We start from the raw sequence: 24,774 nt of genomic DNA, 5'->3' as shown, positions 1-24,774 counted from the left end.
TTTTTTTGTAGAAAGAATACAGTAAGGAATAACGAGGCCATAAACCGTAAAAAATAGCGGTTTATGGCCTTTTTTTCGAATTGGAATGTAGAGGAGGATGGGTATGGCTCTTATCGAGAAAGCAGTGGTTATGACGGAAGAAGATATGGAGCGTATTCTTCGTCGGATTGCCGTAGAAATAGTAGAACGGAATAAAGGTCTTGAAGATGTCGTGCTTCTGGGAATTCAGCGTCGGGGAGTGTATCTTGCCGGAAGGCTGCGGTCCATATTGAAGGAGACCGAGGGCATTAAGGTCCCTGCAGGGGAGTTGGATATTACCCTTTATAGAGATGACATTACAACATTGCAAGAGCAGCCTGTTGTTCATAGTACTTCTATTCCAGTAGATATTGCCGGAAAAAAATTAGTACTTGTTGATGACGTCCTTTACACTGGCCGAACCATTCGAGCGGCTTTGGATGCTCTTATGGATCTCGGACGTCCGGATCGGGTACAGCTTGTTATCCTTGTAGATCGCGGACATAGAGAACTCCCTATCCAGGCAGATTATGTCGGACGTTCTGTGCCTACCTCTAAAAACGAGACAGTAGAAGTGCGAGTCAAAGAATTAGATGGAGAAGATAAAGTAATGATTTGTGAAAGAAATGGGGGAATGGAGTGATGCAGTGGAGACATCAGCATCTCATCTCTCTGGAAGATTGGAGCAGAGAAGAGCTGGAGTTCTTTCTTGAACAGGCAGATTATATGGAAGAACTTATGAATCGACCGATAAAGAAGGTCCCAGCATTGCGTGGCAAGCTGATCGTAAACTTCTTTTTTGAAAACTCTACACGGACGAGAGTTTCTTTTGAACTGGCCGAAAAGATGCTTTCAGCAGATGTTGTGAACTGGTCGGCATCTGGTTCAAGTGTAAGCAAAGGCGAGACAATGAGAGATACAGCTTGGACACTGGAAGCTATGGGAGCCGATGCTGTTGTAATGCGCCACTCTGCTGTAGGTGCTGCAGACTACTTATCACGAAAACTAAGGAAAGCATCGGTTTTTAATGCTGGAGATGGCACAAATGGTCATCCGACCCAGGCCCTTCTCGATCTCCATGCAGCGAGACAGCGTTTCGGTAAGCTTGAAGGACGAAAGATGACCATTGTAGGTGATGTTTTACACAGCCGAGTAGCACGAAGTGATATCCAGGCCTTTGGGAAAATGGGAGTACATGTAGTCCTTTCAGGGCCGCGGACTCTCATACCTCTTTTTTATCAGGATTTAGGGGTCGACTATGAGCCTGATCCCCGCAAAGCTATTGCTGGTTCAGATATGGTGTATCTTCTCAGAATACAAAAAGAGCGCCAAGAGGAAGGGCTTATCCCTTCCATAGACGAATATCATAGACGGTATGGAGCTACGGAGACACGTGTCTCTCTGGCAAAACCCGAGGCTATAGTGATGCACCCAGGGCCCATCAATAGAGAGGTAGAAATTGCTTCTTCCGTTGCCGATGGAGAGAACAGCGTTATTTTAAAACAGGTAAGAAGCGGAGTAGCTGTACGAATGGCATTACTTTACCTTTGCTTGGGAGGTGCTCGTAATTGATTCTTTTAAAAAACGCTCAGCTTTTTGATGGGAAAGAATTGAGTGAGGAACCAATGGATGTCTTGGTGGAAGGTGGGATGGTAAAGAAAATAGCTCCTTCCATTGAATGTAAGGATGGCATAGAAGTTATAGATCTTCAAGGCAAAGTTCTTTGTCCAGGGTTTATTGACCTCCACGCCCATTTTAGAGACCCAGGTTTTGAGTGGCGAGAAGACATTATAAGTGGTGCTCAAGCTGCAGCGTCTGGTGGATATACAACAGTTGTGGCTATGCCTAATACCGATCCGGCAATAGATATTCCTTCTCTTGTGACTTACGTTGCAGAAAAAGGGAGACAGGCTGGAGCTGCCAGGGTTTTACCCAGCGCTTGTGTGAGCCATGGCAGAAAGGGAGAAATTATGGCTGAAATGGGGCTCCTGCGAGAGGCCGGAGCCGTTCTTTTCACAGATGACGGTGCCCCCGTTCGAACCTCTAAGCTTCTTCGAACAGCTCTTTTATATAGCCGAGATGTAGGGGCCGTGATAATGGAACATCCAGAGGATCCGTCCCTTACAGAGAAAGGGCAAGTGAACGAAGGGCGAGTGTCGGCGGTTAGTGGTTTAAAAGGTTTCCCCCATTCTGCTGAATATATTGACATAGAGAGAGGAATAGCTTTATCACGAGAGACAGGAGCACCTATCCATTTTACCCATGTGAGCACGGCACTTTCTTTCAAAGCTATTGCCAATGCTAAAAAGGAGGGGCTTCCTGTTACCTGCGATGTTACACCTCACCATGTATCTTTAGACGAAAATAACGTCATTATCAGTCGTTACCACTCTGTTTATAAAGTCAATCCTCCTCTCAGGAGCCGAGAAGATGTAAAAGCAGTTTGGGAAGCCATTGCCGACGGAACTGTAGACGCTATCGCAACAGATCATGCACCATGGCATCTTAATGAAAAAGACCTTCCTTTTCAAGAAGCATCTTTTGGTATCGCTTCTTTAGAGTGTGCAGTAGCAGTTGTTCTTGATACATGGATTAAAATGGGACAACCTGTTGCTTTAAATCGACTTTTACAGCTCTTTACCTCGGGACCGGCATCTATCCTCCCTACAGAATGGAGAAAGTTGGGCATTCTTAAAGAAGGAGCTGTTGCAGATTTGACTGTTCTGGATCTTGAAGAGTCGAAAGTAGTGGACGTGAGTACTTGGAACAGTAAGGCTCGTCTGACCCCTTGGGATGGAGAGGTTCTGACTGGTTGGCCTGTAATGACCATTCTAGAGGGCCGGGTATGGCATAAAGGTCGTAGTCATGGATCGGATTGATCATAACGGGGTAATTTTAAAAATCCATCAACTTTCTTCTGAAGTTGCAGAAGCCACCATCCATTGCCCATCGGTGGCTTCTGCGGCGAGGCCGGGGCAATTTATAATGGTGAGGCAACAGGGAGTTTTAGACCCCCTGTTAGGTCGACCCCTAGCTGTAGCGGCAGTAAATGGAGAGACAATCACATTACTATTCCAGATTGTAGGAAAGTTTACCTCTCTTTTCGCTTCTTTGCCTCCAGGATCAAAGATGAACCTTCGCGGACCAATCGGGAATGGTTATTTATCGCGGCCTTCGCAGAATAAGCATATCCTTCTTGTTGCAGGAACTCTTGGAGCGGCTCCTCTCCTCTTTGCTTTTCAAAACTTCTCTCTTTGTTCTCGGAGTGATTTTGTTTTAGGCGTTCCAGGGAAAGGCTGGGAAGGCTTCGTTCGTTATACTCGGGAAAAAGTTTCTCGAATGACTGTTTGTTCCGATGATGGGACTTTAGGTATTCATGGCACAGCTTTGGCTGCGTTGCCAGATGCTCTAAACGAACGTATGGAAATTTGGGCGTGTGGTCCACTCCCCATGCTAAAAGCTCTTGCATTTAAGTATCCCGACCAAAAACATCAGATACGGGTAAGTCTCGATATGAAAATGACTTGTGGTATAGGCGGATGTCTAGGCTGCGTTATAGATACATCTATGGGGCCCAAAAGGGTTTGTGTGGATGGTCCATTTTTCTTGGCAAGCGAGGTTCAATGGAATGACATGGCATAAATTATCGGGGGAAATAGCGGGGGTTCTTTTGGAAACACCTGTAATCATAGCTTCAGGAGTGTGGCCCTATGACCCTCAACTCTGGCGGAGGGGTAATCTCCCTGGTGTAGGAGCTCTCTGCACAAAGGCAGTTAGCTGTTCACCTCGCAGGGGCAATAAGGGAATTCGGGTATGGGAAACCTCCTGTGGCATGTTGAATAGTATTGGTCTCCAAAACACAGGAGTGCAAGATTTTCTTGCTCATAATCTTCCTTCCATTCAAGAAGGAGGCATGCCTTTTTTTGTAAATGTTGTTATGGAAAGCATAGGGGATACCCAGAAAACCCTTGATGCTTTGGCGGCTAAAAGAGAGATTACTTGTGGGGTGGAACTAAATATTTCTTGCCCCAACGTAGATGGTGATGGTATGGCTTGGGGTTTATCCCCAGAATCTACATTTCAAGCAGTAGCTGCAGCTCGGAAAGCATGGCCCGGTCCTCTGTTAGTTAAATTGACCCCTCAGGCTCTTGATATAGTAGCAGTTGCTAAGGCTGCTGAGGAAGCTGGCGCTGATGGTCTGGTTGTGGCTAATACGTGGTTGGGCATGGCTATTGATGTTAATGCGTGCCGTCCTGTATTTGAAAGAGTTTTTGCTGGTTTTTCAGGGCCAGCTGTTTTCCCTCTTGCTCTCCGTCTTGTGTGGCAAGTATGCGAGGCTGTTTCCTTGCCAGTCGTGGGGTGCGGAGGAGTGGCTACATGGCAAGATGCTCTTTCCATGATTCTTGCTGGCGCTAGCGCAGTAGAGATAGGGACGTCTATGTTTGTTCATGCGGAAACACCAAAGCGGATTTGTGAGGGATTGTTGAAGTATGTAAATGATCGCAATATAGAGCATCTTCGGGACCTCCGTGGCCAAGCCCGGCGAGAGAAAGGAGAGGTATAAATGGTTAATCCTAGTGATAGACTGATCTTAGCTTTGGATGTAGATACTATTGAAGAAGGCCTACACACAGCCTCTTCCCTCAAAAGTGTTCTACATCGTATAAAAGTGGGGCACCAACTTTATGCCAAAGGTGGGCTTCAATTTTTACATAGTCTCATGAAGATGGGATATAAAATATTCTTAGATCTGAAGATGCATGATATTCCCAATAGCGTACGGATGGGAGTAGAAGCGTTGGCTGGAGAAGGAATATGGGCTTTGACTCTTCATAGCGCAGGAGGACGTGCCATGCTTGAAGAAGCTTTGGAAGGACGAGATAGAGTGGGCAGTTCCATGTTGCTCTTGGGCGTAACAGTCCTGACGAGCATGAATGAAGAAATGTGGCAGGAAGTAGCTCCGGGTTGTCCATTGCAGGAAGCTTTACGGGCCCGGGCGGAAGTCTGTGCCGAAGTTGGTATCCCTGGCCTTGTCTGTTCTCCTCTGGATCTTCCTCTTATCAATAAAACTTCAGGGCGAAAACTTATAAAAGTAGTGCCAGGAATTCGTCCTTCAAAAGGATCTGATGATCAGGTTCGTACGGCAACCCCACGGGGAGCCGTGTTAAGCGGGGCCAATTATCTAGTGGTAGGCCGCCCCATTCTTCGGGCAGAAAATAGGCAAGAAGCGGTACGTGCTATATTGAAGGAGATAGAGGGGGCAATAATATGCAGCGAGGATTAGTACAAGAACGGATACAAGAAATGATGCGAGATAGTGGAGCGCTTTTAGAAGGACATTTCCTTCTTTCTTCCGGCCTTCATAGTTCTAATTATTTGCAGTGTGCTCTCTTACTAAGATTCCCCGCATACGCTGCTTTTGCAGCCCAGGAAATAGCGCGGCTTGCAGAAAAGCTACAGCCCACTATTGTAGTGGCACCGGCTTTAGGAGGACTTATTATTGGTCATGAAGTAGCTCGTGCCCTTAATATTCCTTTCATTTTTTGCGAAAGGGAAGAAGGGAAGATGAAATTGCGACGTTTCCCGTTCCCAGAAAAGGCAGGTGCGCTTGTGGTAGAAGATGTAATCACTACTGGTGGTTCTGTGCAGGAGGTAGGAAATTTCCTCGTGAACGGAGGGGCACGATGGCTTGCTACGGCTTGTATAGTTAACAGAAGTGGTGGAAAACATATATTACCCCACGAACCGCTCTCTCTCTGGAATGTCTCTTTCCCTGTATATAGACCGGAGGAGTGTCCTTATTGTGCGAAGGGGATTCCATGGCAAAAACCGGGGAGCCGAAAATAGGAAGTGAAAAATATTGTGAGGCCTCTTAGAAGGGGCCTTTTTTGTTTTTATGGATATATACTACAATATAAATATCTAGAGTAGCAGGAGGAACTAATGAAAAAAGTTTATATCACTACAGCTTTTATCGCCTGTATTGTTGTGCTAGGTTTTGTTATTTTTAAAGAAACGTCGTTATCGACGAAACCTCTCCCCCAAGGTCCTGCTGGCACAGAAGGTCTCGTAGAGGAAGTAGATCGGACTCTTCTTCTCGCAGAAGAAGTTATTGCTGCGGGAGAAGCAAATATGGGGAGCCTCGATAGCGAGTCTAAAACTATTGTAAAGTCTGTTATAGAAGATCTTAAAGAAAAAAGAGAAAGACTACGTGCAAGCCGTCTTAAACTTACCCCTGCAGCAGGAGAAGAAATCTTAAAGGAACTGAGACAGAATTTTTCAGATTTGAAGAAAGAACTGGATTTATTAATAACCCCGTAAACAGTAATGGAGAGGAGATGCTCTTTTATGGAGACAGAGACTCTTTCTATAGCTCAATGTACTCATAAATTATTGCAAGAGTATATGGAAATACAGGAAGACCTTTTTAAGCCCTCTCTTCGAAAAGTCATTCCTATTCCTGGCATTTTTTGCCCAGTAGATTATAAAGAAACGTGTGGGAGATTAGGGGATATTTGTCGCCAGCTTGCTGAAGTTCGAGAAAAAATACGAGAACTTCGACCTGATAATAAAACTATCGATGGCCAGTTTCTCATACTCCAGAGGGCGTATATCTCTGGAATGATGGAGGCTGTCTTTTTCTTAAAAGAGATCTCTCAGCGACTTTATGAGCGGAGCTGTGGAGCAAAGGAATATTCTCGAGTTCAATATAAGGAAGATATGGAAATCTTTAAGGAGAAAGAGATTTCTTTCTTGAAAATTGGGTTGAAACTTAACAATATGATCCACAATCGTTAAAACTTGTTTTTGTCTTGTTTAAACTGCTTAAATGTCCATTCTTTAGACTTTAGAATTAAAGGGCATGGGGCTCTTGACATAAGGTAAATGGTCGTTGTACATTTTTAGTGTACAAGTTGTATGTTACTTGTATGCAAGCTACAGACTAACCTGATTCTAGGGGGCGTTCCCATGCTCGGGCAACGAAAAAAAGATGTGGCTTACGAAAAAATAAGAAAGTTACTTCTTGATAAAGAGTATATTCAGAATCATGACATCTCTGAAAACTCTTTGGCCAAAATGTTACATATGAGCCGAACTCCTATACGAGAAGCTCTTCAGCGACTTCAAATGGAGGGGTATATAGAGATATTTCCGAATCGAGGCATTGTCCTGCGAGATATAACCCTCCTAGAAGCAAATGAAATATTAGACTTGCGAATGGCCATAGAGGAATTTGTTATCAGAAACGTACTCCCTTTCCTAAAAAAAGATCATTTCCAGGAAATAGATCGGAATTTAACCCTTCAAAAAGAAGCCATGGATAGGAATAATGTGGCTGAATACTTGGTATATGATCGAGCATTTCATGATTATTTCATATCTGTTTATGCCAACTCTCTCATTATTTCCACTTCACAACGAGTTCAAGATCGTTTTTTCTCAGTAGGTGTAAATGTTTTAAAGGGACCGGGGACAGTAGAACGGTCTTATCAACAACATTGTGATATTGTGCAGGCTTTGCGGAATAATAATGGGGATGCAGCAGCAGAAGCCATGCATATTCATATGGTTACTGGGAAGAAAAATCTTCTCTCTTAATGAACCTGACAAAGGAAGCCATGCGGGTTTATATACGGATTTTATGTATACATTGATATTTAAATAATAATTTTTGTAATAATTCTTATATTTTTTTAAAAAATAAAGAATCAATTTAATTTATCAATATTAGGGGAGGGCTTGATATGTGTGCCAAAGCGGTTCGAAAAGAACCATCAATTCCCATTGAAGAATTTGACCGAGACACTCTTCGTTTTTTTTATGAAACCATGGTAAAAATTCGGCACTTTGAAGAGAAAGTCGAGGAGTTCTTCTTTGCAGGAGAAATTCCTGGTTTTGTCCATTTGTATATTGGGGAAGAGGCTGTAGCTGCAGGTGTTATGGCAAATCTTCGTAAAAGCGATTATATCCAGAGTACCCATAGGGGACATGGTCATACTATAGCGAAGGGTGCTCAGCTCAAGCAAATGATGGCAGAGATTTTTGGAAAAAAAGCTGGCTATTGCAAAGGTAAGGGAGGTTCTATGCATATAGCTGATTTTAGCGTAGGGATGTTGGGAGCTAATGGAGTTGTTGGCGGAGGCTTTGCCCTTGCTACAGGAGCAGCGCTGGCGCAAAAAATGCAGAAAACCCAGGGTGTTTCCGTTGTTTTTTTCGGTGATGGAGCTTCGAACCGGGGGACTTTTCATGAAGCTGCGAATATGGCAGCAGCTTGGAAGCTCCCGGTTATTTTTGTGTGTGAAAACAACCAATGGGCCTCAACAACTCCTTACCGCACTACTACGTCTGTGGAAGACATTGCAGATCGTGCTCAAGGGTACTCTATGCCTGGCGTTATTGTAGATGGGAATGATGTATTTGCTGTGTATGAGGCTGCCAGAGAGTTGGTAGAGCGGGCTCGGAGCGGTGAAGGCCCTTCACTTTTAGAAGCAAAAACGTATCGAATTAAAGGGCACTTTGTAGGGGATCCAGAAAAATATCGTACAAAAGAGGAAGTACAGAAGGTTTTTGATGAGACTGATCCGATCCCTCGTTTTATGGAGAGGGTTACAAAGTCTGGATCAATGTCTTTAGAGGAATTAGAGTCAATCGAAGAGTCTGTGGAGCAGTCCATTGCCGAGGCAATTCTTTTTGCCCAAAATGCTTCTGAACCTGATCCATCAGAGCTTTTTGAAGATCTTTACGTATAAGGCGGTGAAGACAGTGAAAATGCTCACATTTTCTCAGGCAACTCTGGAAGCAATGGATGAAGAAATGACCCGCGACGAGAGGGTCTTTGTTATGGGAGAAGATATTGCCCGTCAGGGAGGAATTTTTGGTCAATTTAAAGGGCTTCCCAACAAGTTTGGCAAGGAGCGAGTTATCGATACGCCTATTTCTGAAACAGCCATAGTGGGAGCAGCTGTGGGAGCGGCTCTGGCAGGAATGCGTCCTGTAGCTGATATGCATTTCGCCGATTTTATGGGCGTATGTATGGATGAAATATATAACCAGATGGCAAAAATTCATTATATGTTTGGAGGCCAGAAAACAATGCCCATGGTTCTCCGGGCTCCTGATGGCTTGATTAATCAGGCTGCAGCTCAGCATTCTCAGAGTATAGAGGCATGGTTCCAGCATGTTCCGGGGCTCAAAGTGGTAATCCCATCTAACCCAGCCGATGCCAAAGGGCTTTTGAAAGCTGCCATTCGTGACGATAATCCTGTAATTTATTTTGAACATAAGGCTTTATTCAGTATGAAAGGGGACGTTCCTGAAGAAGAGTACATTACTCCTATAGGAAAAGCGAAGGTAGTAAAAAAGGGGACAGATCTAACTCTTATATCTTATTCCAACACTATGCATTTAGCAGCTCAGGCCGCTGAAAAACTCGAGAAAGATGGTATTAGTGTCGAGCTTATAGACCTTCGAACCATTTCTCCTATTGATAAAGAAACGATTCTCAACTCAGTGGCCAAAACAAGTCGTCTTGCTATTGCCCATGAAGCCGTGAAACAGGGGGGCGTTGGAGGAGAAATAGCTGCCATAGTAGCGGAGGAGGGCCTAGATTATCTTGATGCACCTATTGTTCGCATAGGAGCACCTTTTACACCCATCCCCTTCGCTCGGCCGTTAGAACAAGCCTACAGAGTTACTTCAGATAAAATTTATAAAGCTATCAAGCAAATATTTTGATGGAGGATGATGTAGTGAAGGCAGAATCGACGGCTCTTTCGAGGATTGTAGTTGCGCGATTTGGTCCTGGTGAAGATTTTTTTCAATCGTTGATAGCTTTGTGCGAAAAAATGGAAGTGGAGTCAGGGGCTATTACTTCCATGATAGGCAGTCTTGAGGAAGCTACGATGGTTTGCGTAGCAAAAGATGAGAAGGGGCAGGCTCGTTATCTGGATCCTCTGTATATAGCAGGACCTCTCGAGTTTATAGGGGCTCAGGGTATTATTGGGAAGAATGAGGATGGTACAGTGGCTCTTCATCTTCATGGTTCTGTTGCTGATTCAGATATGAGACCTCATGCAGGACATTTTGTAGATTCTGGAAGAAACAGGGTACTTGCCACTATGGAAGTGGTGATTAGCGTTTTTGAAACGGTCCGTATGGTTCGGTCTTTTGATGAAGAGACGGGGTTTGTTCTGTTCAAGCTTTTTCGCAATAGAAAATAAGTGATGGCTATATTCTCCAGCTTAAGGTCAGTAGCGTTTACAGGGGGGGTGAAAGGGGAGAGGGAAATTAAGAGTAGTGTTTTCTGCTACACAACGTATCACAACTTTTATAACAGGAGGGCGTATAAATGCGAAAACTGGTAGCTTTATTAACCCTGGTTGTTCTTGTTTGCGGTCTTGCTGTTCCAGCTCTTGCTGCGTATAAAGACGAGTATAAAATGAGTGTTAATGTAGCCGCTCAAAGTGCGTGGGGTAAGGGCGCTGGGAAGTTTGCCGAGTTGTTGGCAGAAAAGTCCGGCGGAAAGATAAACGTTAAAGTCTACTATTCAGCCCAACTCATGGCGGGGAAACAGACATCTGAGTTTATGATTGTTCGAAATGGGGCTGCAGATTTTGCTCTTTCTTCCACCATAAATTGGTCTCCTCAAGCAACAGAACTAAACCTTTTTGCCCTTCCTTTCTTTATTTCCAGCCAACCAAATCCTTATAAAGCTCTTGATGCCATGGAGGCTGGAAAGTCAGGAAAGATGATAGCTGATGCTTTGGAGAAAAAAGGCGTTACAGTCTTAGGGTGGGGAGAAAATGGGTTCCGAGAACTGACTAATGGCATTCGTCCCATAGTAAAGCCTGAAGATATGGCAAGTATGAAAATTCGCGTTGTAGGCAGCCCTCTGTACCTCGATATTTTCAAGGCCCTGGGGGCCAATCCTATTAATATGAACTGGGGAGAAGCTGTAACAGCATTCCAGCAAGGTGTTGTGGATGGACAAGAAAACCCCATTAATTCAGTTATTCTTCCCTACAAAGTCAATGAATTCCATAAATATCTCACCGATTGGCACTATGTAGTAGATCCCCTTATGTATGCTGTAAACAACAACATTTGGAAATCTTTCAGTCCAGAAGATCAGAAGCTCATTCTGGAATGTGTAGCAGAGGCTTCGAAATATCAGATAGCCTTGTCACGCGTTGGTCTTGATGACGGGGAATCTTATGAATATCTCAAGAACATCAATGAGTTGCCTGAAGTAACAGAGCCTTACAAGCATCTTGAAGGCCTGGGAATGGAAATAGTTCGCCTCAATGCTGATCAGGTAAAAGCCTTTGTAGAGAAAACACAACCTGTTTTCGATGCCTGGAAGAGCAAAATAGGAGAAGATCTTGTAAAGGTTGCAGAAGAAGACATGGCTTCTGTGAAGTAAGCGTTTTAAAAAGCTTCAAGATTCTTCTTAGAAGAATAGATGGGAGGGGAGATTTTTTCACCCTCCCACTCTTTCAGAAAGGAAAGGACTGTTTGCCTTATGCTGAAAAAAATATGGAATCACTTTGAAGAAGTTGTAGGGTCTGTAATGTTGATGATTATGGTAAGCGTTGCGTTTCTCAATGTTGTAACACGCTATTTTATAAAATATTCTCTTTCCTTTACCGAAGAATTGGAAGTTAATCTTTTTGTGTGGCTTGTAATGCTCGGAACGTCTTTGGCTTTTAGAAAAGGGGCTAATCTGAGCATGACCTTTTTTTATGAGCGGTTTTCAGAGAAAAAACGAGCCTTTTTCTTCCTTTGTTCCTCTGTGGCTACAATGCTCTTTTTTGGTATTTTGGCTTATTTAGGATACATCGAAGTTGTTGATGAAATAGCCCTGAATGTTACTACTGAATCTCTGGATATTCCAGTTTGGATATATACTATCGCAACGCCAGTTTTTTCAGTGCTCATTATCATACGAATGGCGCAATATACCTTAGAAGCTTATAAAAACCACCAATATTAGGGGGGATTAGAGTATGCATGCTATTTTGAAAGATCCTGCCTTATGGTCTCTTATCCTTTTTGTTATTCCTCTTCTTTTCCGTTTTCCCATTGCTATTGCATTAGGTGGGGCTGCTTTAGCGGTTTCATGGTTCTGGGGACTAGGATATCAAATGATTTCCTATAATTTTTTTGCTGGTATTGCTAAATTCCCCTTGTTAGCCATCCCTTTTTTTATTCTGGCTGGCATTATTATGGAAAAAGCTGGAATTGCCGAGAGAATTATCCAACTCATTAAAGAGCTTGTAGGGTCGGTTACTGGTGGTTTAGCAATAGCTACGGTAGGAGTAGCTACGTTCTGGGGAGCTGTAAGTGGCTCTGGTCCTGCCACAGTAGCTGCTATTGGATTGATTCTTATCCCGGGAATGGCAATTGCAGGATACGATAAGGCGTTTGCAGCAGCTGTGGTTTCGGTGGCATCTGGATTAGCTATTGTTATTCCTCCGAGCATTGCTTTTATAGTGTATGGCGTTGTGACAGAAACATCTGTGAGTGCTTTATTTGCCGCAGGGGTTATCCCTGGAATTGTTGTGGCTATTTTTATGATGATATTTGTGTATTTTATCAGTAAAAAACATGGTTATAGGGGTACCCCGCGGGGTGGCAAAGAAGCTCTCATCCGAGCCTTTAAAGAGTCTTTTTGGGGACTACTTACTCCAATAATTATTCTTGGAGGTATTTACGGAGGAATTTTTACGCCCACAGAAGCTGCTGCTGTGGCGGTTTTTTATGGTCTTTTTGTGGGAGTTTTTGTATATAAGACTATTACTATTAAGATTATGTTTGAAATTCTTTCTTCTACTGTAATATCTACGGCGGTGGTCATGATTGTTGTAACGTGTGCCGGGTTATATTCCTGGGTAGGAGCAACTGTGGGACTTATCGATAAAGCAGCCGCTCTTTTGCTTGGCCTTTCAGACAACCCTTTTATTATCCTTCTATTGATAAATGTGATTTTACTTTTCGCAGGAATGATTCTCGATGCAATTTCTATATATTATGTTTTCCTCCCTATTCTCGTTCCTATAATGGCTCATTTTGGATGGGATCCTATTTGGTTTGGTGTCATTATGACAGTAAATCTCGCTATTGGACAAGTAACGCCTCCTGTAGCAGTCAATCTCTACGTGGGTGCAAATATTAGTAATTTAACTATGGAACAGATTAGCAAGCCGGCTTTCCCTCTTATCTTTGCATCAATTCTTGCCCTTTTAGTTTTAATGCTTTTCCCATCTCTATCTACTTTTTTACCAAAGGCGTTTGGCCTATATTAAGGTCCCATAAGGAGGGTCATGATGGCTACTCTGGTTACTATGCCTAAATTAGGGCTGACTATGAATAGCGGAAGCATTGCGGAGTGGAAGAAAAAAGAAGGGGAATCGATAGCTAAGGGGGAGCCTTTCTTTGTTGTTGCTACCGATAAACTGACTTTTGACGTGGAATCACCAGAAGAAGGAGTTCTACTAAAAATACTCGTGCACGTACATGAAGACGTTCCGGTGGGGACACCCCTGGCTGTTGTGGGACAAGTAGGGGAAGATTACACGTCCCTTTTAGAAGAAAAAGATATAGTAAAGAGTGGCTCTCGCGATAGTATGGATATATCTTCCTCTGTGTCTACCCGATTAGTAAAAGCTTCTCCCCTTGCAAAAAAAACAGCTCGTGATCTTGGAATTGATATATCAGAGATAAAAGGAACAGGACCAGAGGGGCGTGTTGTAAAAAAAGATGTGGTGGCGTTTTCCCAGGCAGTTCCTCTGGTTCGTGGAGCTAAAGCCTCCCCTGCAGCTTGTAAGATGGCTTCAGATTTAGGAGTGGATTTGGCTACCATAGACAAAGAGGGTCGTATCATGAAGGAGGATGTGGCGGCTGCTTTGCTTTCCTCTAAAAAATCTCTTGCTTCGGCTCAGATAGGAAAACGGATTCCTCTAACAAATATGCGGAAAGTTATAGGGGAGAGGATGCTTCTTTCCGCTACGACTATTCCTAGTGTGACCTATAACATGGATGTAGATTTCTCCCAACTCATAACTATGAGACAGACGATGAATAAGGGGATAGAAAAGAGGGGAATAAAGATATCTTTTAATGATATCTTTATGAAAATTTGTGCTCAGGCTCTTTTAGAGTTCCCCATGACAAATGCTAGTTTAGAAGAGCAAGAAGTTGTTCTGCATGAAAATGTGAACATAGGTTTGGCTGTTGCCGTTGAGGGTGGACTGGTTGTTCCCAACATAAAGGCAGTTCAAGATAAGAGTCTTCTGCAAATAGCTCTGGAATCTTCATATATTGTGGAGCGAGCGCGATCAAATAGACTTGAGTTAGAGGAGATGCAGGGAGGAACTTTTACAATTACCAATCTAGGGATGTTTGGTGTACATAGCTTTACTCCCATTATTAATCCACCAGAAGCTTGTATTCTCGGCATAAATGCTATTGTAGAAAAAGCAGTGGTCGTTGGTGGAGAAATTAAGGTTCTTCCTATCTCTACCTTATCTGTATCTGCTGATCACCGTTTAGTGGATGGGGCCGATGCCGCGAAGTTTATAGCTCGAATAAAAGAATTAGCGGAGAACCCCTACTTGCTTCTTTTGTAGGAAATATAAGGAGGCTTATGGCAACTCATGGCATATACAGTGACCATGCCTAAACTTGGCTTAACAATGAATGAAGGTACTATTTTAGAGTGGAAGAAAAAAGAAGGGGATTGGGTTAAGAAAGGGGAAGTCCTTTTCGTTGTGGGCACAGACAAATTGACTTTCGAGGTGGAAGCTCCTGAAAGCGGTTTCCTCGCATCTGTTGTAGTTTCATGTGGGGGAGTGGTACCTGTTTCGGCTCCCGTAGCTTTTCTTGCAGACAAAGGAGAAGATATTTCCTCTCTTCGCCAAAAGAAAAAAACGCGTGAAGAAGAGACTCCCGCTCTAACAAGCCCTTCTTCATCTTCCGAAAAGGAAGTCGTGGTTATTGGAGGGGGGCCTGGCGGATATGTAGCGGCTATTCGAGCTGCTCAGCTCGGAGCCCATGTAACCCTCATAGAGAAAAGATACCTTGGCGGAGTGTGCCTGAATGTTGGGTGTATTCCTACAAAAGTACTACTTCATACAATAGGACTTTATACAGCTTTGCATGACGGAGATATATTGGGGTTGGAAGTAGAGAAGGTTTCTGTAAATTGGCAGAAACTTATGGAAAGAAAAAATCATGTAGTGGAACAACTGGTAGGTGGAGTTAGTGTCCTGTTGAAATCTAATGGGGTTCTTGTTTTAGAAGGGAAAGCAGAATTTATCTCCCCTAAAGCAGTAGAAGTAACATCTCCTCAAGGGGAAAAATCGATAGTTGAAGGAGACATTTTTATCATAGCAACAGGTTCGGAACCCACCATTCCACCTGTTCCCGGATTTGGCCTCCCGGGAGTAATTACGAGTAACGAGGCCTTACGTTTGGAAAGTGTTCCATCTTCTATGATTGTAGTTGGCGGCGGGGTGATCGGACTGGAATTTGCTTCTATATATTCCTCTCTAGGTTGCAAGGTAACGGTGGTAGAAATGTTGCCAGATATTTTGCCTAACATAGATGAAGAAGTAGCTGCAATTATTAAGGGGGTGCTTGCCAGGGATGGCGTTGTCTTTTATACATCGTCGAAAGTAACAGGTGTCCATAGAAGAACAAATGGGCTTACTGTTTTTGTAGAAAACGAAGAGGAAACGTTGACGATCGAGGCTGAAAAGGTTTTGGTAGCAGTAGGGAGACATCCCTTTACCCAAAACCTTGGATTAGAAAAAGCAGGGGTCTCCTCTGTACGAGGCCGAATAGGTGTAAATGTTTTTCTAGAGACCAATGTCCCCAATATTTATGCGATTGGAGACTGTGCTTCTCCTATTATGTTAGCTCATGTAGCCTCTCATGAGGGAATGGTAGCTGCTGAAAACGCTATGGGGCATAGAGTTAAAATAGATTATAAAACAGTTCCAAGCACTATTTACACGTCTCCGGAAATAGCTGCAGTAGGCATGACTGAGCGCCAAGCTCGAGAGCAGGGTTTTCAGGTAAAGGTGGGGCGTTTCCCTCTCATTAATAATGGGAAATGTGTCATAATGAACCAACTTGATGGTCTGGTGAAATATGTGGTAGATGAAAAATACGGAGAAATTTTGGGAGTTCACATTATTGGGCCGCGAGCGACAGATCTTATCGTGGAAGGAGCCTTGGCGCTTCGCCTTGAGGCTACTGTGGAGGAAATTATTTCTACTGTCCACGCCCATCCTACCGTTGGAGAAGCTTTGGGGGAAGGTGCGCTTGCAGTTTTAGGGCGATCGATACATTTGCCTGCTAAAAATAAAAAGTAGAGAAAACTTATAAGAGGTAGAAAACGTGGGGGAGGGGAGCTCATAAGAAGCTTCCTTCTCCTTTTTGTTTTTTCATCTAGAATGCATTTTTTCCAGTTGTTACAATGGTTAAACCTGACTTTTTTAATAAAAGGCCTCCAACTTGCCACGTTTTTTGTCTTTCTGTTAGGGCTCTCTAACATTTGACCTCATGCGCTTGTGGTGGTAGATTATACTCCAACCGTGGTCGACCGGTCGACCACGGTCAAAATCTCACGCATCAGATACAGCATTTTAAGACAAATGACTCCTTTAAGGAAGTATTTGAAGGCGCCATGTTCTTTTTCATGTCTATGTTCAGCTGTGCCTTTATTAAAGAAATATCTCTTAATAAAATGTGGATAGCGGCTCAGAGAGAACGGTGCTAAGAGGCGTTGAAGAAGGAAGTTAGATAATGGAAAAGCACAGGTGTTTTATGTTGCCCCTGTTTCTCGGCGTGGGAAACGAAGAATGCATTCTAATGTAATGTATAAGATACAGATTATGTTGTAATTCCATACACTCTAAAATTATACTTTTGGTGAGGGGTGGTTGTCTGTGCTTAGGTACGTGATTCGGAGGATATTGTTACTTATACCTGTAGTTCTGAGCGTTATGATCATTCTCTTCACAATTCTCTATTTTACTCCTGGAGATCCGGCACGAATTGCTCTTGGTCAGGAAGCAACTCCTGAGACTATAGAAGCGTTTCGCGCTGAGCATGGTTTGGATGACCCTTTCTTCGTGCAATTGGGGCGCTATCTTTATAAGGCAGTTTTTCACGGAGATCTTGGTTATTCCTATGCAATGAAGAGCCCTGTCTCCATGGAATTGGCCTCGCGTGTACCAGTTACTATGAAGCTCGCTTTTTGGGCTGTCGCTTTTAGTACACTAGTGGGAATTCCATTGGGGGTTATTTGTGCAATTCGTCAGTATTCTTTGTTAGACAGTATCACGACTCTTGTAACTTTACTCGGTGTTTCCATGCCTACCTTTTGGACGGGCCTTCTTTTCATCCTCGCCTTTTCCGTGCATTTGGGATGGTTGCCTTCCATGGGATTTGATTCAGCAAGCCAAATGGTTTTGCCTATCATTACTTTGTCCGGATCGGCAGTGGCTCTCTTTGCCAGAATAACCAGATCGAGCATGTTGGAGGTTATTCGCTCCGATTATATTCGTACTGCTCGAGCTAAAGGACAAAAGGAAAGCATAGTTATTATGCGTCACGCCTTGCCCAATGCTATGATCCCAATTCTTACCATTATCAGTATGCAGTTTGGAATGCTTCTGGGAGGCTCTATTGTTACAGAGGCTATTTTTTCCATCTCTGGAGTGGGAAGATTGATGCTGGAGGCTATTAACATGCGTGATTACCCTATTATTCAGGGTGGAGTGCTGTTTATCTCTATAGCTTTCTGTTTTGTTAATTTGGCAGCGGATATCCTTTATGCTTTTGTCGACCCACGGATTCATGTGAAATAGAGGTGGAAGAGTCAGATGTTGAAGAATAATTCTATGATGAAATACACGCTTATAAGGTTGCGGAGGAATTACTTAGCTATTCTTGGCCTCGTTATCCTTCTCATATTAATAGGCATGGCAATATTTGCAGATCATCTTGCTCCTTATGGTTACGCTGAACAGGACTACATGATGATTCGAAAACCACCTTCTGCAGTCCACCTTTTAGGAACAGATGAGTTCGGACGAGATGTGTTGAGCCGGCTTATTTATGGTTCTAGGGTTTCGTTGCAAGTTGGCTTAATAGCTGTTTCCATTTCTTTAATTGCGGGAGGAGCTATTGGAGCTATTGCCGGATACTTCGGTGGGAAAATAGATAACTTCCTTATGCGTATTATGGATATTCAGCTTGCTATTCCAACTATCCTTTTAGCGATTGTCATATCCGCTGCTCTTGGGCCTGGCTTATTTAACCTGATGGTGGCTGTAGGCATAACGTCTATTCCACGCTTTGCTCGTCTCACGAGAGCTTCGGTACTTTCCATAAAGGGTATGGAATTTATAGAAGCAGCCCGTGCTATGGGAGCCAGTCATACTCGTATAATTTTGCTCTATATATTACCGAACTGTGCGGCTCCTCTTATCGTTCAGTCTACTCTCAGTGTGGCGAATGCTATTCTTTTTGCAGCTACTTTGAGTTTCCTTGGCTTGGGTATTCAGCCTCCTTACCCTGAATGGGGAGGGATGCTTTCAGCCGCAAGGCCATATCTGAGAAACAGTGCGTATTTAAGCATTGCTCCTGGCTTGGCCATTATGATCACCATTATGGCTTTGAATTGTGTTGGTGATGGTCTGCGGGATGCCCTTGATCCGAAACAGAAACGGTAGGTGGACAGACATGATTGATGATAAATCTCTTCCTCTTCTTGATATACGAGACCTTTCCGTGCGTTTTAATACAGACTCGGGTGTTGTGGAGGCTGTTAACCATTTGAACCTTTTTCTTCATAAGGGGAAAGCTCTGGGGCTTGTAGGCGAGACAGGAGCAGGTAAAACTACAACGGCTCTTGCTGTGCTTCGGCTTATTCAGACTCCTCCCGGGGAAGTTACAAACGGCGAAATTATTTTTGAAGGTCAGGACATTATGAAGATGACTGAAGCTGAAATGCGACATGTGCGCGGTGATCGAATTGCCATGATCTTCCAAGACCCCATGTCATCTCTCAATCCCATTATGACAGTGGAAGAGCAGATTATGGAAATGATCTCTCTTCATTCGGGTTTATCTAAAGAGGATGCGCACAAACGCGCTCTTGAAATGCTTCAGCTCGTCGGGATCAGAACGGAGAGGGCCAAAGATTATCCGCACCAGTTTTCTGGGGGAATGCGACAGCGGGTGGGTATTGCTATTGCTCTCGCCTGTAAGCCGAGCCTTCTCATCGCTGATGAAGCTACTACAGCTCTGGATGTCACTATTCAGGCACAGGTTTTAGAGCTCATAAAAGAGCTTCAGGCGGTAGTGAAGACGTCGTTAATTCTTATTACTCACGATTTGGGAATTGTGTCTGAAATTTGTGATGATGTGGCGATTATGTATGCAGGTCGTCTCGTGGAGTATTCCAATATTCGTCAGCTGTACAGCAGACCGATGCATCCTTATACACAAGGTCTTTTTAACGCTGTTCCTAAACTTGATAGCGATATTAGTAAAAAGCTTGCAGTCATACCTGGACTTCCACCTGATCCAACGGATCTGCCGAAAGGGTGTTGTTTTTCTCCTCGTTGTCCTTATGCTCAGGATATTTGTCACAAAAAAGCTTGTGGTATGAAAGAGTATGAGCCGAATCATTTTGTTGATTGTTATTTCCCATTGGGTGTTGAAGGGGGTCGGCGATAGTGTGCGGACAGATCGAAACGAATGAAGCTTTTGTTGATATCAAGCATCTTAAGAAATACTTCAATGTCCATAAAGGCCTTTTGCATGCTGTGGACGACGTAACACTTACTATCCCTAAAGGGAAGACCCTTGGGCTCGTAGGAGAGTCTGGATGTGGAAAGTCAACTCTGGGAAGGGTTGTCATAGGCCTTATAGAAGCTACAGGCGGGGAAGTTCTTTTTGACGGAGAAGACGCTCTGAAATTTAATAAAGAACAAAGAAGCGAGTTCCGTAAAAGAGCCCAGATAGTATTTCAGGACCCCTTTTCATCGTTAAACCCAAGAATGTCAGTGTCGCAACTGATTGCAGAACCCTTGTTAATCAATAAGGCGTGCTCTGATAAAAAAGAAATGGATGTCAAGATTAAAACATTGATGGATACTGTGGGACTTGCTGAGCGTCTCGCCACATCCTTCCCTCATGAACTTGATGGAGGGCGACGTCAGCGTATTGGAATAGCCCGAGCTCTTGCTCTTGATCCGGAATTTATTGTTCTTGACGAGCCAGTATCTGCGTTAGATGTATGTATTCAGGCTCAAATTCTCAACCTTCTTGGTGACTTGCAGAGAGAGCGGGATTATACCTATCTTTTTATATCTCATGATCTCAGTGTTGTCCGTTATGTCTCTGATGAAGTGGCTGTTATGTATCTGGGGCAGGTTGTAGAAAAGGCAGTTAATACAGTGCTTTTTAAAGAACCTCTTCACCCTTATACACAAGCGTTGCTTTCAGCGGTGCCGGTTATAGACTTGGATAACAAGAATAAAAGGATTTTGCTTGAAGGAGATGTTCCCAGCCCGATTAATCCTCCATCAGGGTGCAGATTTGAAGGCCGTTGTGCCTATCGCCAAGAAATTTGTCAGAAGGAGACTCCAACCCTTACTGAGATTGAGCCGGGGCATTTTGTCTCTTGCCATTTTACGCGACATCTGGAACGTCATAAGTAATGAGAGCTATGGGAAACACGACACGCCAAGAACCAGAACAATTTTTAGAACACGTACGTTGGTTTGTAGGTGTGCCTATAGGAACAAATCCTTTAATCCTGTGGGATATAAGTGTTTCCCTGGCTATTTTATGGGGAATCGCAGTCGTTTTCGTTACTTTTGTTCAATCTTTTTTGGGTGGGGTGACGATTGGAGTCTACGTGAGAACTGCTGTTATTTTTGCCAATTATCTTGTTGCATTTGCAGCAGGAGCCTTTGTGATTGTTGCCTTTCTACTCTTTCAAAACCATTATATAGTGCTCTATCGTTTTGATGTTGATAGGGTTTACAGTGAAAGTATGAGGGGAAAGTTTTTTTCCCTGAAAGACAGCGTGCATTGGCGCCCCTTCCCAGCAGATCCCGTTACAGTTGCTTCCAAGCGAAATGTAACGAAGGCAATTTCATGGAACAACGTACGTTGTTATCAGGCAGTAGATGCTCTTCGAACAATACTTCTTAAGGGGGAACGAGGAACTCTTTTGCGGATTTATTGTCCCGATGAAGGTACATATAGACGGGCTTTAACCTATATTCAAAAGCAATTGAAGGACAAAACTGCATAGAGAGGGCTCCTTTGTGGAACGGAGGCCGAGGCATGAAGGAATTTCTTGCACAGAAAGTTCGGGAGATATCGGATGATGTTATCCAATGGAGACACAGAATCCATGAAAATCCAGAACTAAGCTTTTGTGAAGTAGAAACGTCTAGGTTGATCGAAAAAAAACTACGTTCTTTTCATGTGGATGTGGTTCGCAGAATTGGTCGAAGTAAGACAGGTGTTTATGCGGAGCTTTATGGCACAGGAGATGGCCCTAAACGTTGTATAGGCCTTCGCGCTGATATTGATGCGCTGCCAATCCAAGAACAATCTGGAGTTCCATATGCTTCAAAAAAGGATGGAGTTTTTCATGGTTGTGGGCATGACTCTCATGCTGCTATTTTGCTTGGAACAGCTTGGCTTCTTAGCGAGATGAGGGATCAATTTTCTGGGTGCGTAAAGTTCTTTTTCCAACACGCAGAAGAAGTATTAGGTGGAGGGAAAGAGTTTATAGAGGCAGGTGTAATGGAGAGCCCTCATGTGGATGGGGTTTTGGCCCTTCACGCTCTTCCAGATATATATGTGGGAGAAATAGGGGTTCGGGATGATTTTATGACTGCTGGTGTAGACGAGTTAAAAATAACAGTAGAAGGGAAACAGGCCCATGGAGGATATCCTCACTATGGAGTGGATACGATTCTTGCAGCCTCTACTATAGTGACCACTCTTCAAAGCTTGGGATCGCGGGAGTTAGCCCCTACTGACTGTGCTTTTGTAACCTTTGGCCGCATTGAAGGAGGAATATCTAATTCCTATATTGGCGGTCCTGTTGTTCTTGAAGGATCTATTCGTTATCTTCGTAAAACTACGCAAGAGCTATTTCATCGCCGAGTTTGTGAAATAGCGAAGAGCGTGGGGCAGGGACTTCGTGCAAAAGTCACAGTGGAGATTACGCCTGAAATAATTCCTACATGTGTAGATAAAAAATGGGTCAATCGTCTTCGCCGAGTCTGCCAAAATGTGGATTCTGTGAAACGTGTGGTGGATTTACCTTCGCCGGCTATGGGGGGCGAAGACTATGCATACTTTTTGGGAAAAGCACCCGGCGCGCTTTTCCGCTTAGGTGTCAGAACTCCCGAGGGACCGCACTGTCCAACTCACTCAGTTGATTTTTATGTTGATGACAAGGCTATCCCTATCGGTATGGAGGTGATGGCAGGCGCAGCTCTTGACGCTTTGTTACGGGATGAGTGATGTTTCTAGAGAATAGTTGTGTAGAAGCTTTTGTCAATTCTTCTTGGTAGCACCCATTATGTTTTCAAGGAGTGACGGCATATGAAGGGTAAAAGCTTTTTTTGCAATCATGATGTTAACGATAGTGGCTAAGACTGGTTTTGCAGTGGGAACAAACGTTCTCTCTGTGGGTTTTCCGGGGGATGCAGGCAAACTGCGATGCAGGAATATATTAGGTAGGTCTCTTCCGTTCAGGTGCTATCGGTTTATCAAAATCGGCTCGTATGAATAATCCTGTTTTTGAGCCCCTTCTTAATCAGGCGCAAATAACTGTAGATTCTGGAAAACGTGCTGCGGTTTTGCAAAAAGCTTGGGATAGGTTTTATGAAGTCCATCCCATTGCCCCTCTTGCGATTGCTGACGAGATATATGGCGGCAGAAAAGATCTTGTAGGTATGTGGAAGATTTTGCAGATGGGTAGATTAACTATCAGGGAGATCTTTACTTGCAGGATTAGTTTTTTATAGAAGTAATAAGATAAGGATGGTGATGTAGATGTCTAAAAAAACAATCTTACGTATGGTGTTTTCTTTGTTGTTTGTCTTGGTTTTAGCGACAGTTTGTACTGCAGCCCCTATGGAGACTTTTACTCTCGGTCTTCCTGGAGATGCAAAGGGCCTTGATCCTCAGAAGGCATTGGACACAATGTCTTTTGCAGTTATCAAGCATATTAATGAGCCGCTTGTTACTGTGGATGGCAAGACCAAGGAGCTTGTACCTATTTTGGCTGAGCGCTGGGAGATATTGGATAACCAGACATACAAGTTCTATTTGAAAAAAGGCGTGAAATTTCATAATGGTGATGAGTTGACGGCAGAAGATGTTGTTTTCTCTCTCAAACGAGCCACGTCATCTGAATCTGTATTTGCCGGTTCCAAAGGTAAGTTTATTGATCCAGACGGGTTCCAGATTATCGATAAATACACGGTGATTGTAAAAACTCGTGGTCCTGTAGGTGGCTGGCTTGAATCTATGAAGCATCCTTATGCAAGCATATATTGCAAAAGGGCAGTTGAAGAAGCTGGCGAGGATTATTTCCGAAATCCAGTAGGGACGGGTCCCTTCAAGTTTAAGAGTTGGTTGAAAGGTGAGCGTTTGGAGCTTACAGCTTTTGAAGATTATCATGGCAAGAAACCTAACTTTAAAAATCTAACTTTCCTTGTCCTTCCTGATGATAGTAGCCGTGTTATTGCTTTGGAAACAGGCACAGTTGATATGATCTATGCTGTACCGCCCTCTGATTGTGTACGGTTAGACGAATCCTCTAAAGCAAAAGTTGTAGAAGCGCCTGGCCTTGTACTTACGTATCTTGGAATGAACGCTCAAAAGAAACCTCTTGATGATCCTCGCGTGCGCCTTGCTATTGAATATTCGATGAACAAGGAAGCCTATAACGCTGTAGTCTATCAGAATAAATCTATCGTTCCTGCAGGCCCAATCCTTTCTGCAAGCACATTCTCTCCGAATGTGACAAAAACGTATGCTTGTGATGTTAAGAGGGCAAAAGAACTTCTGAAGGAAGCAGGCTATCCCAAGGGGATGACGTTGGAGCTATGGGTTAGTAATTTCCAGGATCAGGTTAATGGAGCAACAGTAATTCAGTCCATGCTTGCTCAGGTTGGAATTACAGTTAATATCCAGGTTTTTGAATCTGGGGTATTTGATGAGCAAGTGAAGAATTACAAACACGACCTTTTTATTGGCAGATGGGGTATGCAAACTAACCGGGATGCTGGACAGTACTGGCTCCCTCTTTTCCACTCTTCGAGCGTTGGATCGACTAACTGGTCGGGGTTAAAAGATGAGACCCTTGATAATTATATAGATACAGTAAATGTTACAGTGGATAAAGAAGAGCGAAAGGTTCTTTTCCAGAAAATATGGGATCGGCTGGATGAACTCCATCCTTTTGTTGTTCTTGCAGTGCCTAACGAACTGTATGGTGTAAGAGAAGATCTAGTAGGGGCTGAAGATTTTTATGATGGCCGATTGAATTACCTCGGGAATATAGCTTTAAAGGATTAGTTCCTAAGTTAAGATTTACGTATCCAATTGCTCTGCTTCGTCCCTTTTTTTCAGGGCGAAGCAGGGTTTTTAAATTCATACTTAAGTACAATGTGGTGGATATAGCTCGTTCCCCTTTCGATA

The 24,774-nt window shown here is 43.6% G+C and carries 25 protein-coding genes; all 25 read left to right on the top strand.

Annotated features, from left to right (window positions below):
• The first annotated feature begins 103 nt into the window (after nt 1-103).
• The 25 genes from pyrR to B3L97_RS04910 all read left to right on the top strand — a co-directional run bounded on the left by pyrR (nt 104) and on the right by B3L97_RS04910 (nt 24,651).
• Entirely contained in the window at nt 104-661 is a 558-nt protein-coding gene (gene pyrR, locus B3L97_RS05030; protein ID WP_024821608.1) for a bifunctional pyr operon transcriptional regulator/uracil phosphoribosyltransferase PyrR, read from the top strand.
• A complete protein-coding gene (locus tag B3L97_RS05025; RefSeq protein WP_286934458.1) occupies nt 661-1,590 on the top strand; it encodes an aspartate carbamoyltransferase catalytic subunit in 930 nt (309 codons plus the stop codon). The genes pyrR and B3L97_RS05025 overlap by 1 nt, the downstream gene beginning before the upstream one ends.
• Nucleotides 1,587-2,897 carry a dihydroorotase gene (locus B3L97_RS05020; RefSeq protein ID WP_286934457.1) on the top strand — a complete coding sequence of 437 codons (1,311 nt, stop codon included), beginning with the start codon at nt 1,587-1,589 and terminating at the stop codon, nt 2,895-2,897. The genes B3L97_RS05025 and B3L97_RS05020 overlap by 4 nt, the downstream gene beginning before the upstream one ends.
• Nucleotides 2,884-3,660: a dihydroorotate dehydrogenase gene (locus B3L97_RS05015; protein WP_286934456.1), complete on the top strand. Its 777-nt coding sequence runs from the start codon at nt 2,884-2,886 to the stop codon at nt 3,658-3,660. Before B3L97_RS05020 ends, B3L97_RS05015 begins: the two co-directional genes overlap by 14 nt.
• Nucleotides 3,647-4,582 carry a dihydroorotate dehydrogenase gene (locus B3L97_RS05010; RefSeq protein WP_286934454.1) on the top strand — a complete coding sequence of 312 codons (936 nt, stop codon included), beginning with the start codon at nt 3,647-3,649 and terminating at the stop codon, nt 4,580-4,582. Before B3L97_RS05015 ends, B3L97_RS05010 begins: the two co-directional genes overlap by 14 nt.
• Nucleotides 4,583-5,302 (top strand): orotidine-5'-phosphate decarboxylase, encoded by a 720-nt coding sequence (pyrF, locus tag B3L97_RS05005; RefSeq protein WP_286847200.1) that lies wholly within the window; start codon nt 4,583-4,585, stop codon nt 5,300-5,302. It begins immediately after the preceding gene.
• Nucleotides 5,287-5,865, top strand: a complete 579-nt coding sequence (gene pyrE, locus B3L97_RS05000) for an orotate phosphoribosyltransferase (RefSeq protein WP_286934453.1) — start codon at nt 5,287-5,289, stop codon at nt 5,863-5,865. Before pyrF ends, pyrE begins: the two co-directional genes overlap by 16 nt.
• Before the next feature lie 96 nt (nt 5,866-5,961).
• Complete coding sequence (locus B3L97_RS04995) at nt 5,962-6,339, top strand: hypothetical protein (protein WP_286934452.1); 378 nt, start codon at nt 5,962-5,964, stop codon at nt 6,337-6,339.
• A 27-nt stretch (nt 6,340-6,366) separates the two neighbouring features.
• Nucleotides 6,367-6,816: a hypothetical protein gene (locus B3L97_RS04990; protein ID WP_024821616.1), complete on the top strand. Its 450-nt coding sequence runs from the start codon at nt 6,367-6,369 to the stop codon at nt 6,814-6,816.
• Nucleotides 6,817-6,987: 171 nt separating this feature from the next.
• A complete protein-coding gene (locus B3L97_RS04985; RefSeq protein ID WP_024821617.1) occupies nt 6,988-7,617 on the top strand; it encodes a GntR family transcriptional regulator in 630 nt (209 codons plus the stop codon).
• A gap of 146 nt (nt 7,618-7,763) precedes the next feature.
• A complete protein-coding gene (locus tag B3L97_RS04980) occupies nt 7,764-8,768 on the top strand; it encodes a thiamine pyrophosphate-dependent dehydrogenase E1 component subunit alpha (RefSeq protein WP_051461089.1) in 1,005 nt (334 codons plus the stop codon).
• A gap of 13 nt (nt 8,769-8,781) precedes the next feature.
• Complete coding sequence (locus tag B3L97_RS04975; RefSeq protein WP_024821619.1) at nt 8,782-9,753, top strand: alpha-ketoacid dehydrogenase subunit beta; 972 nt, start codon at nt 8,782-8,784, stop codon at nt 9,751-9,753.
• A gap of 14 nt (nt 9,754-9,767) precedes the next feature.
• Entirely contained in the window at nt 9,768-10,238 is a 471-nt protein-coding gene (locus B3L97_RS04970; protein ID WP_286934450.1) for a PPC domain-containing DNA-binding protein, read from the top strand.
• A gap of 128 nt (nt 10,239-10,366) precedes the next feature.
• On the top strand, nt 10,367-11,440 hold the full coding sequence (locus tag B3L97_RS04965) for a DctP family TRAP transporter solute-binding subunit (protein WP_286934449.1): 1,074 nt from the start codon (nt 10,367-10,369) through the stop codon (nt 11,438-11,440).
• 99 nt (nt 11,441-11,539) lie between these two features.
• On the top strand, nt 11,540-12,010 hold the full coding sequence (locus B3L97_RS04960; protein ID WP_286934448.1) for a TRAP transporter small permease: 471 nt from the start codon (nt 11,540-11,542) through the stop codon (nt 12,008-12,010).
• A 13-nt stretch (nt 12,011-12,023) separates the two neighbouring features.
• Entirely contained in the window at nt 12,024-13,322 is a 1,299-nt protein-coding gene (locus tag B3L97_RS04955; protein ID WP_286934447.1) for a TRAP transporter large permease, read from the top strand.
• A gap of 21 nt (nt 13,323-13,343) precedes the next feature.
• The gene (locus tag B3L97_RS04950) at nt 13,344-14,645 is read left to right on the top strand and encodes a dihydrolipoamide acetyltransferase family protein (RefSeq protein WP_286934446.1); all 1,302 of its coding nucleotides are present in this window, start codon (nt 13,344-13,346) and stop codon (nt 14,643-14,645) included.
• A 27-nt stretch (nt 14,646-14,672) separates the two neighbouring features.
• Nucleotides 14,673-16,394, top strand: a complete 1,722-nt coding sequence (lpdA, locus tag B3L97_RS04945) for a dihydrolipoyl dehydrogenase (RefSeq protein WP_286934445.1) — start codon at nt 14,673-14,675, stop codon at nt 16,392-16,394.
• A 576-nt stretch (nt 16,395-16,970) separates the two neighbouring features.
• Nucleotides 16,971-17,894 (top strand): ABC transporter permease, encoded by a 924-nt coding sequence (locus tag B3L97_RS04940; protein WP_286934444.1) that lies wholly within the window; start codon nt 16,971-16,973, stop codon nt 17,892-17,894.
• Between the two features lie 15 nt (nt 17,895-17,909).
• Entirely contained in the window at nt 17,910-18,761 is an 852-nt protein-coding gene (locus tag B3L97_RS04935) for an ABC transporter permease (protein ID WP_286934443.1), read from the top strand.
• Nucleotides 18,762-18,771: 10 nt separating this feature from the next.
• Nucleotides 18,772-19,770, top strand: a complete 999-nt coding sequence (locus tag B3L97_RS04930; RefSeq protein ID WP_286934442.1) for an ABC transporter ATP-binding protein — start codon at nt 18,772-18,774, stop codon at nt 19,768-19,770.
• Nucleotides 19,770-20,756, top strand: coding sequence for an ABC transporter ATP-binding protein (locus B3L97_RS04925; RefSeq protein WP_286934441.1), 987 nt, complete (start codon nt 19,770-19,772; stop codon nt 20,754-20,756). Before B3L97_RS04930 ends, B3L97_RS04925 begins: the two co-directional genes overlap by 1 nt.
• Nucleotides 20,756-21,358, top strand: coding sequence for a hypothetical protein (locus B3L97_RS04920; protein ID WP_286934440.1), 603 nt, complete (start codon nt 20,756-20,758; stop codon nt 21,356-21,358). Before B3L97_RS04925 ends, B3L97_RS04920 begins: the two co-directional genes overlap by 1 nt.
• A 32-nt stretch (nt 21,359-21,390) precedes the next feature.
• The gene (locus B3L97_RS04915) at nt 21,391-22,587 is read left to right on the top strand and encodes a M20 metallopeptidase family protein (protein ID WP_286934439.1); all 1,197 of its coding nucleotides are present in this window, start codon (nt 21,391-21,393) and stop codon (nt 22,585-22,587) included.
• Between the two features lie 534 nt (nt 22,588-23,121).
• Nucleotides 23,122-24,651 carry an ABC transporter substrate-binding protein gene (locus B3L97_RS04910; RefSeq protein WP_286934438.1) on the top strand — a complete coding sequence of 510 codons (1,530 nt, stop codon included), beginning with the start codon at nt 23,122-23,124 and terminating at the stop codon, nt 24,649-24,651.
• The last annotated feature ends 123 nt before the right edge of the window (nt 24,652-24,774 follow it).

This window comes from Aminobacterium sp. UBA4834, assembly GCF_002400205.1.
GTDB classification, from domain to species: domain Bacteria; phylum Synergistota; class Synergistia; order Synergistales; family Aminobacteriaceae; genus Aminobacterium; species Aminobacterium mobile.
This window is presented reverse-complemented; position numbering and strand designations above follow the sequence as displayed.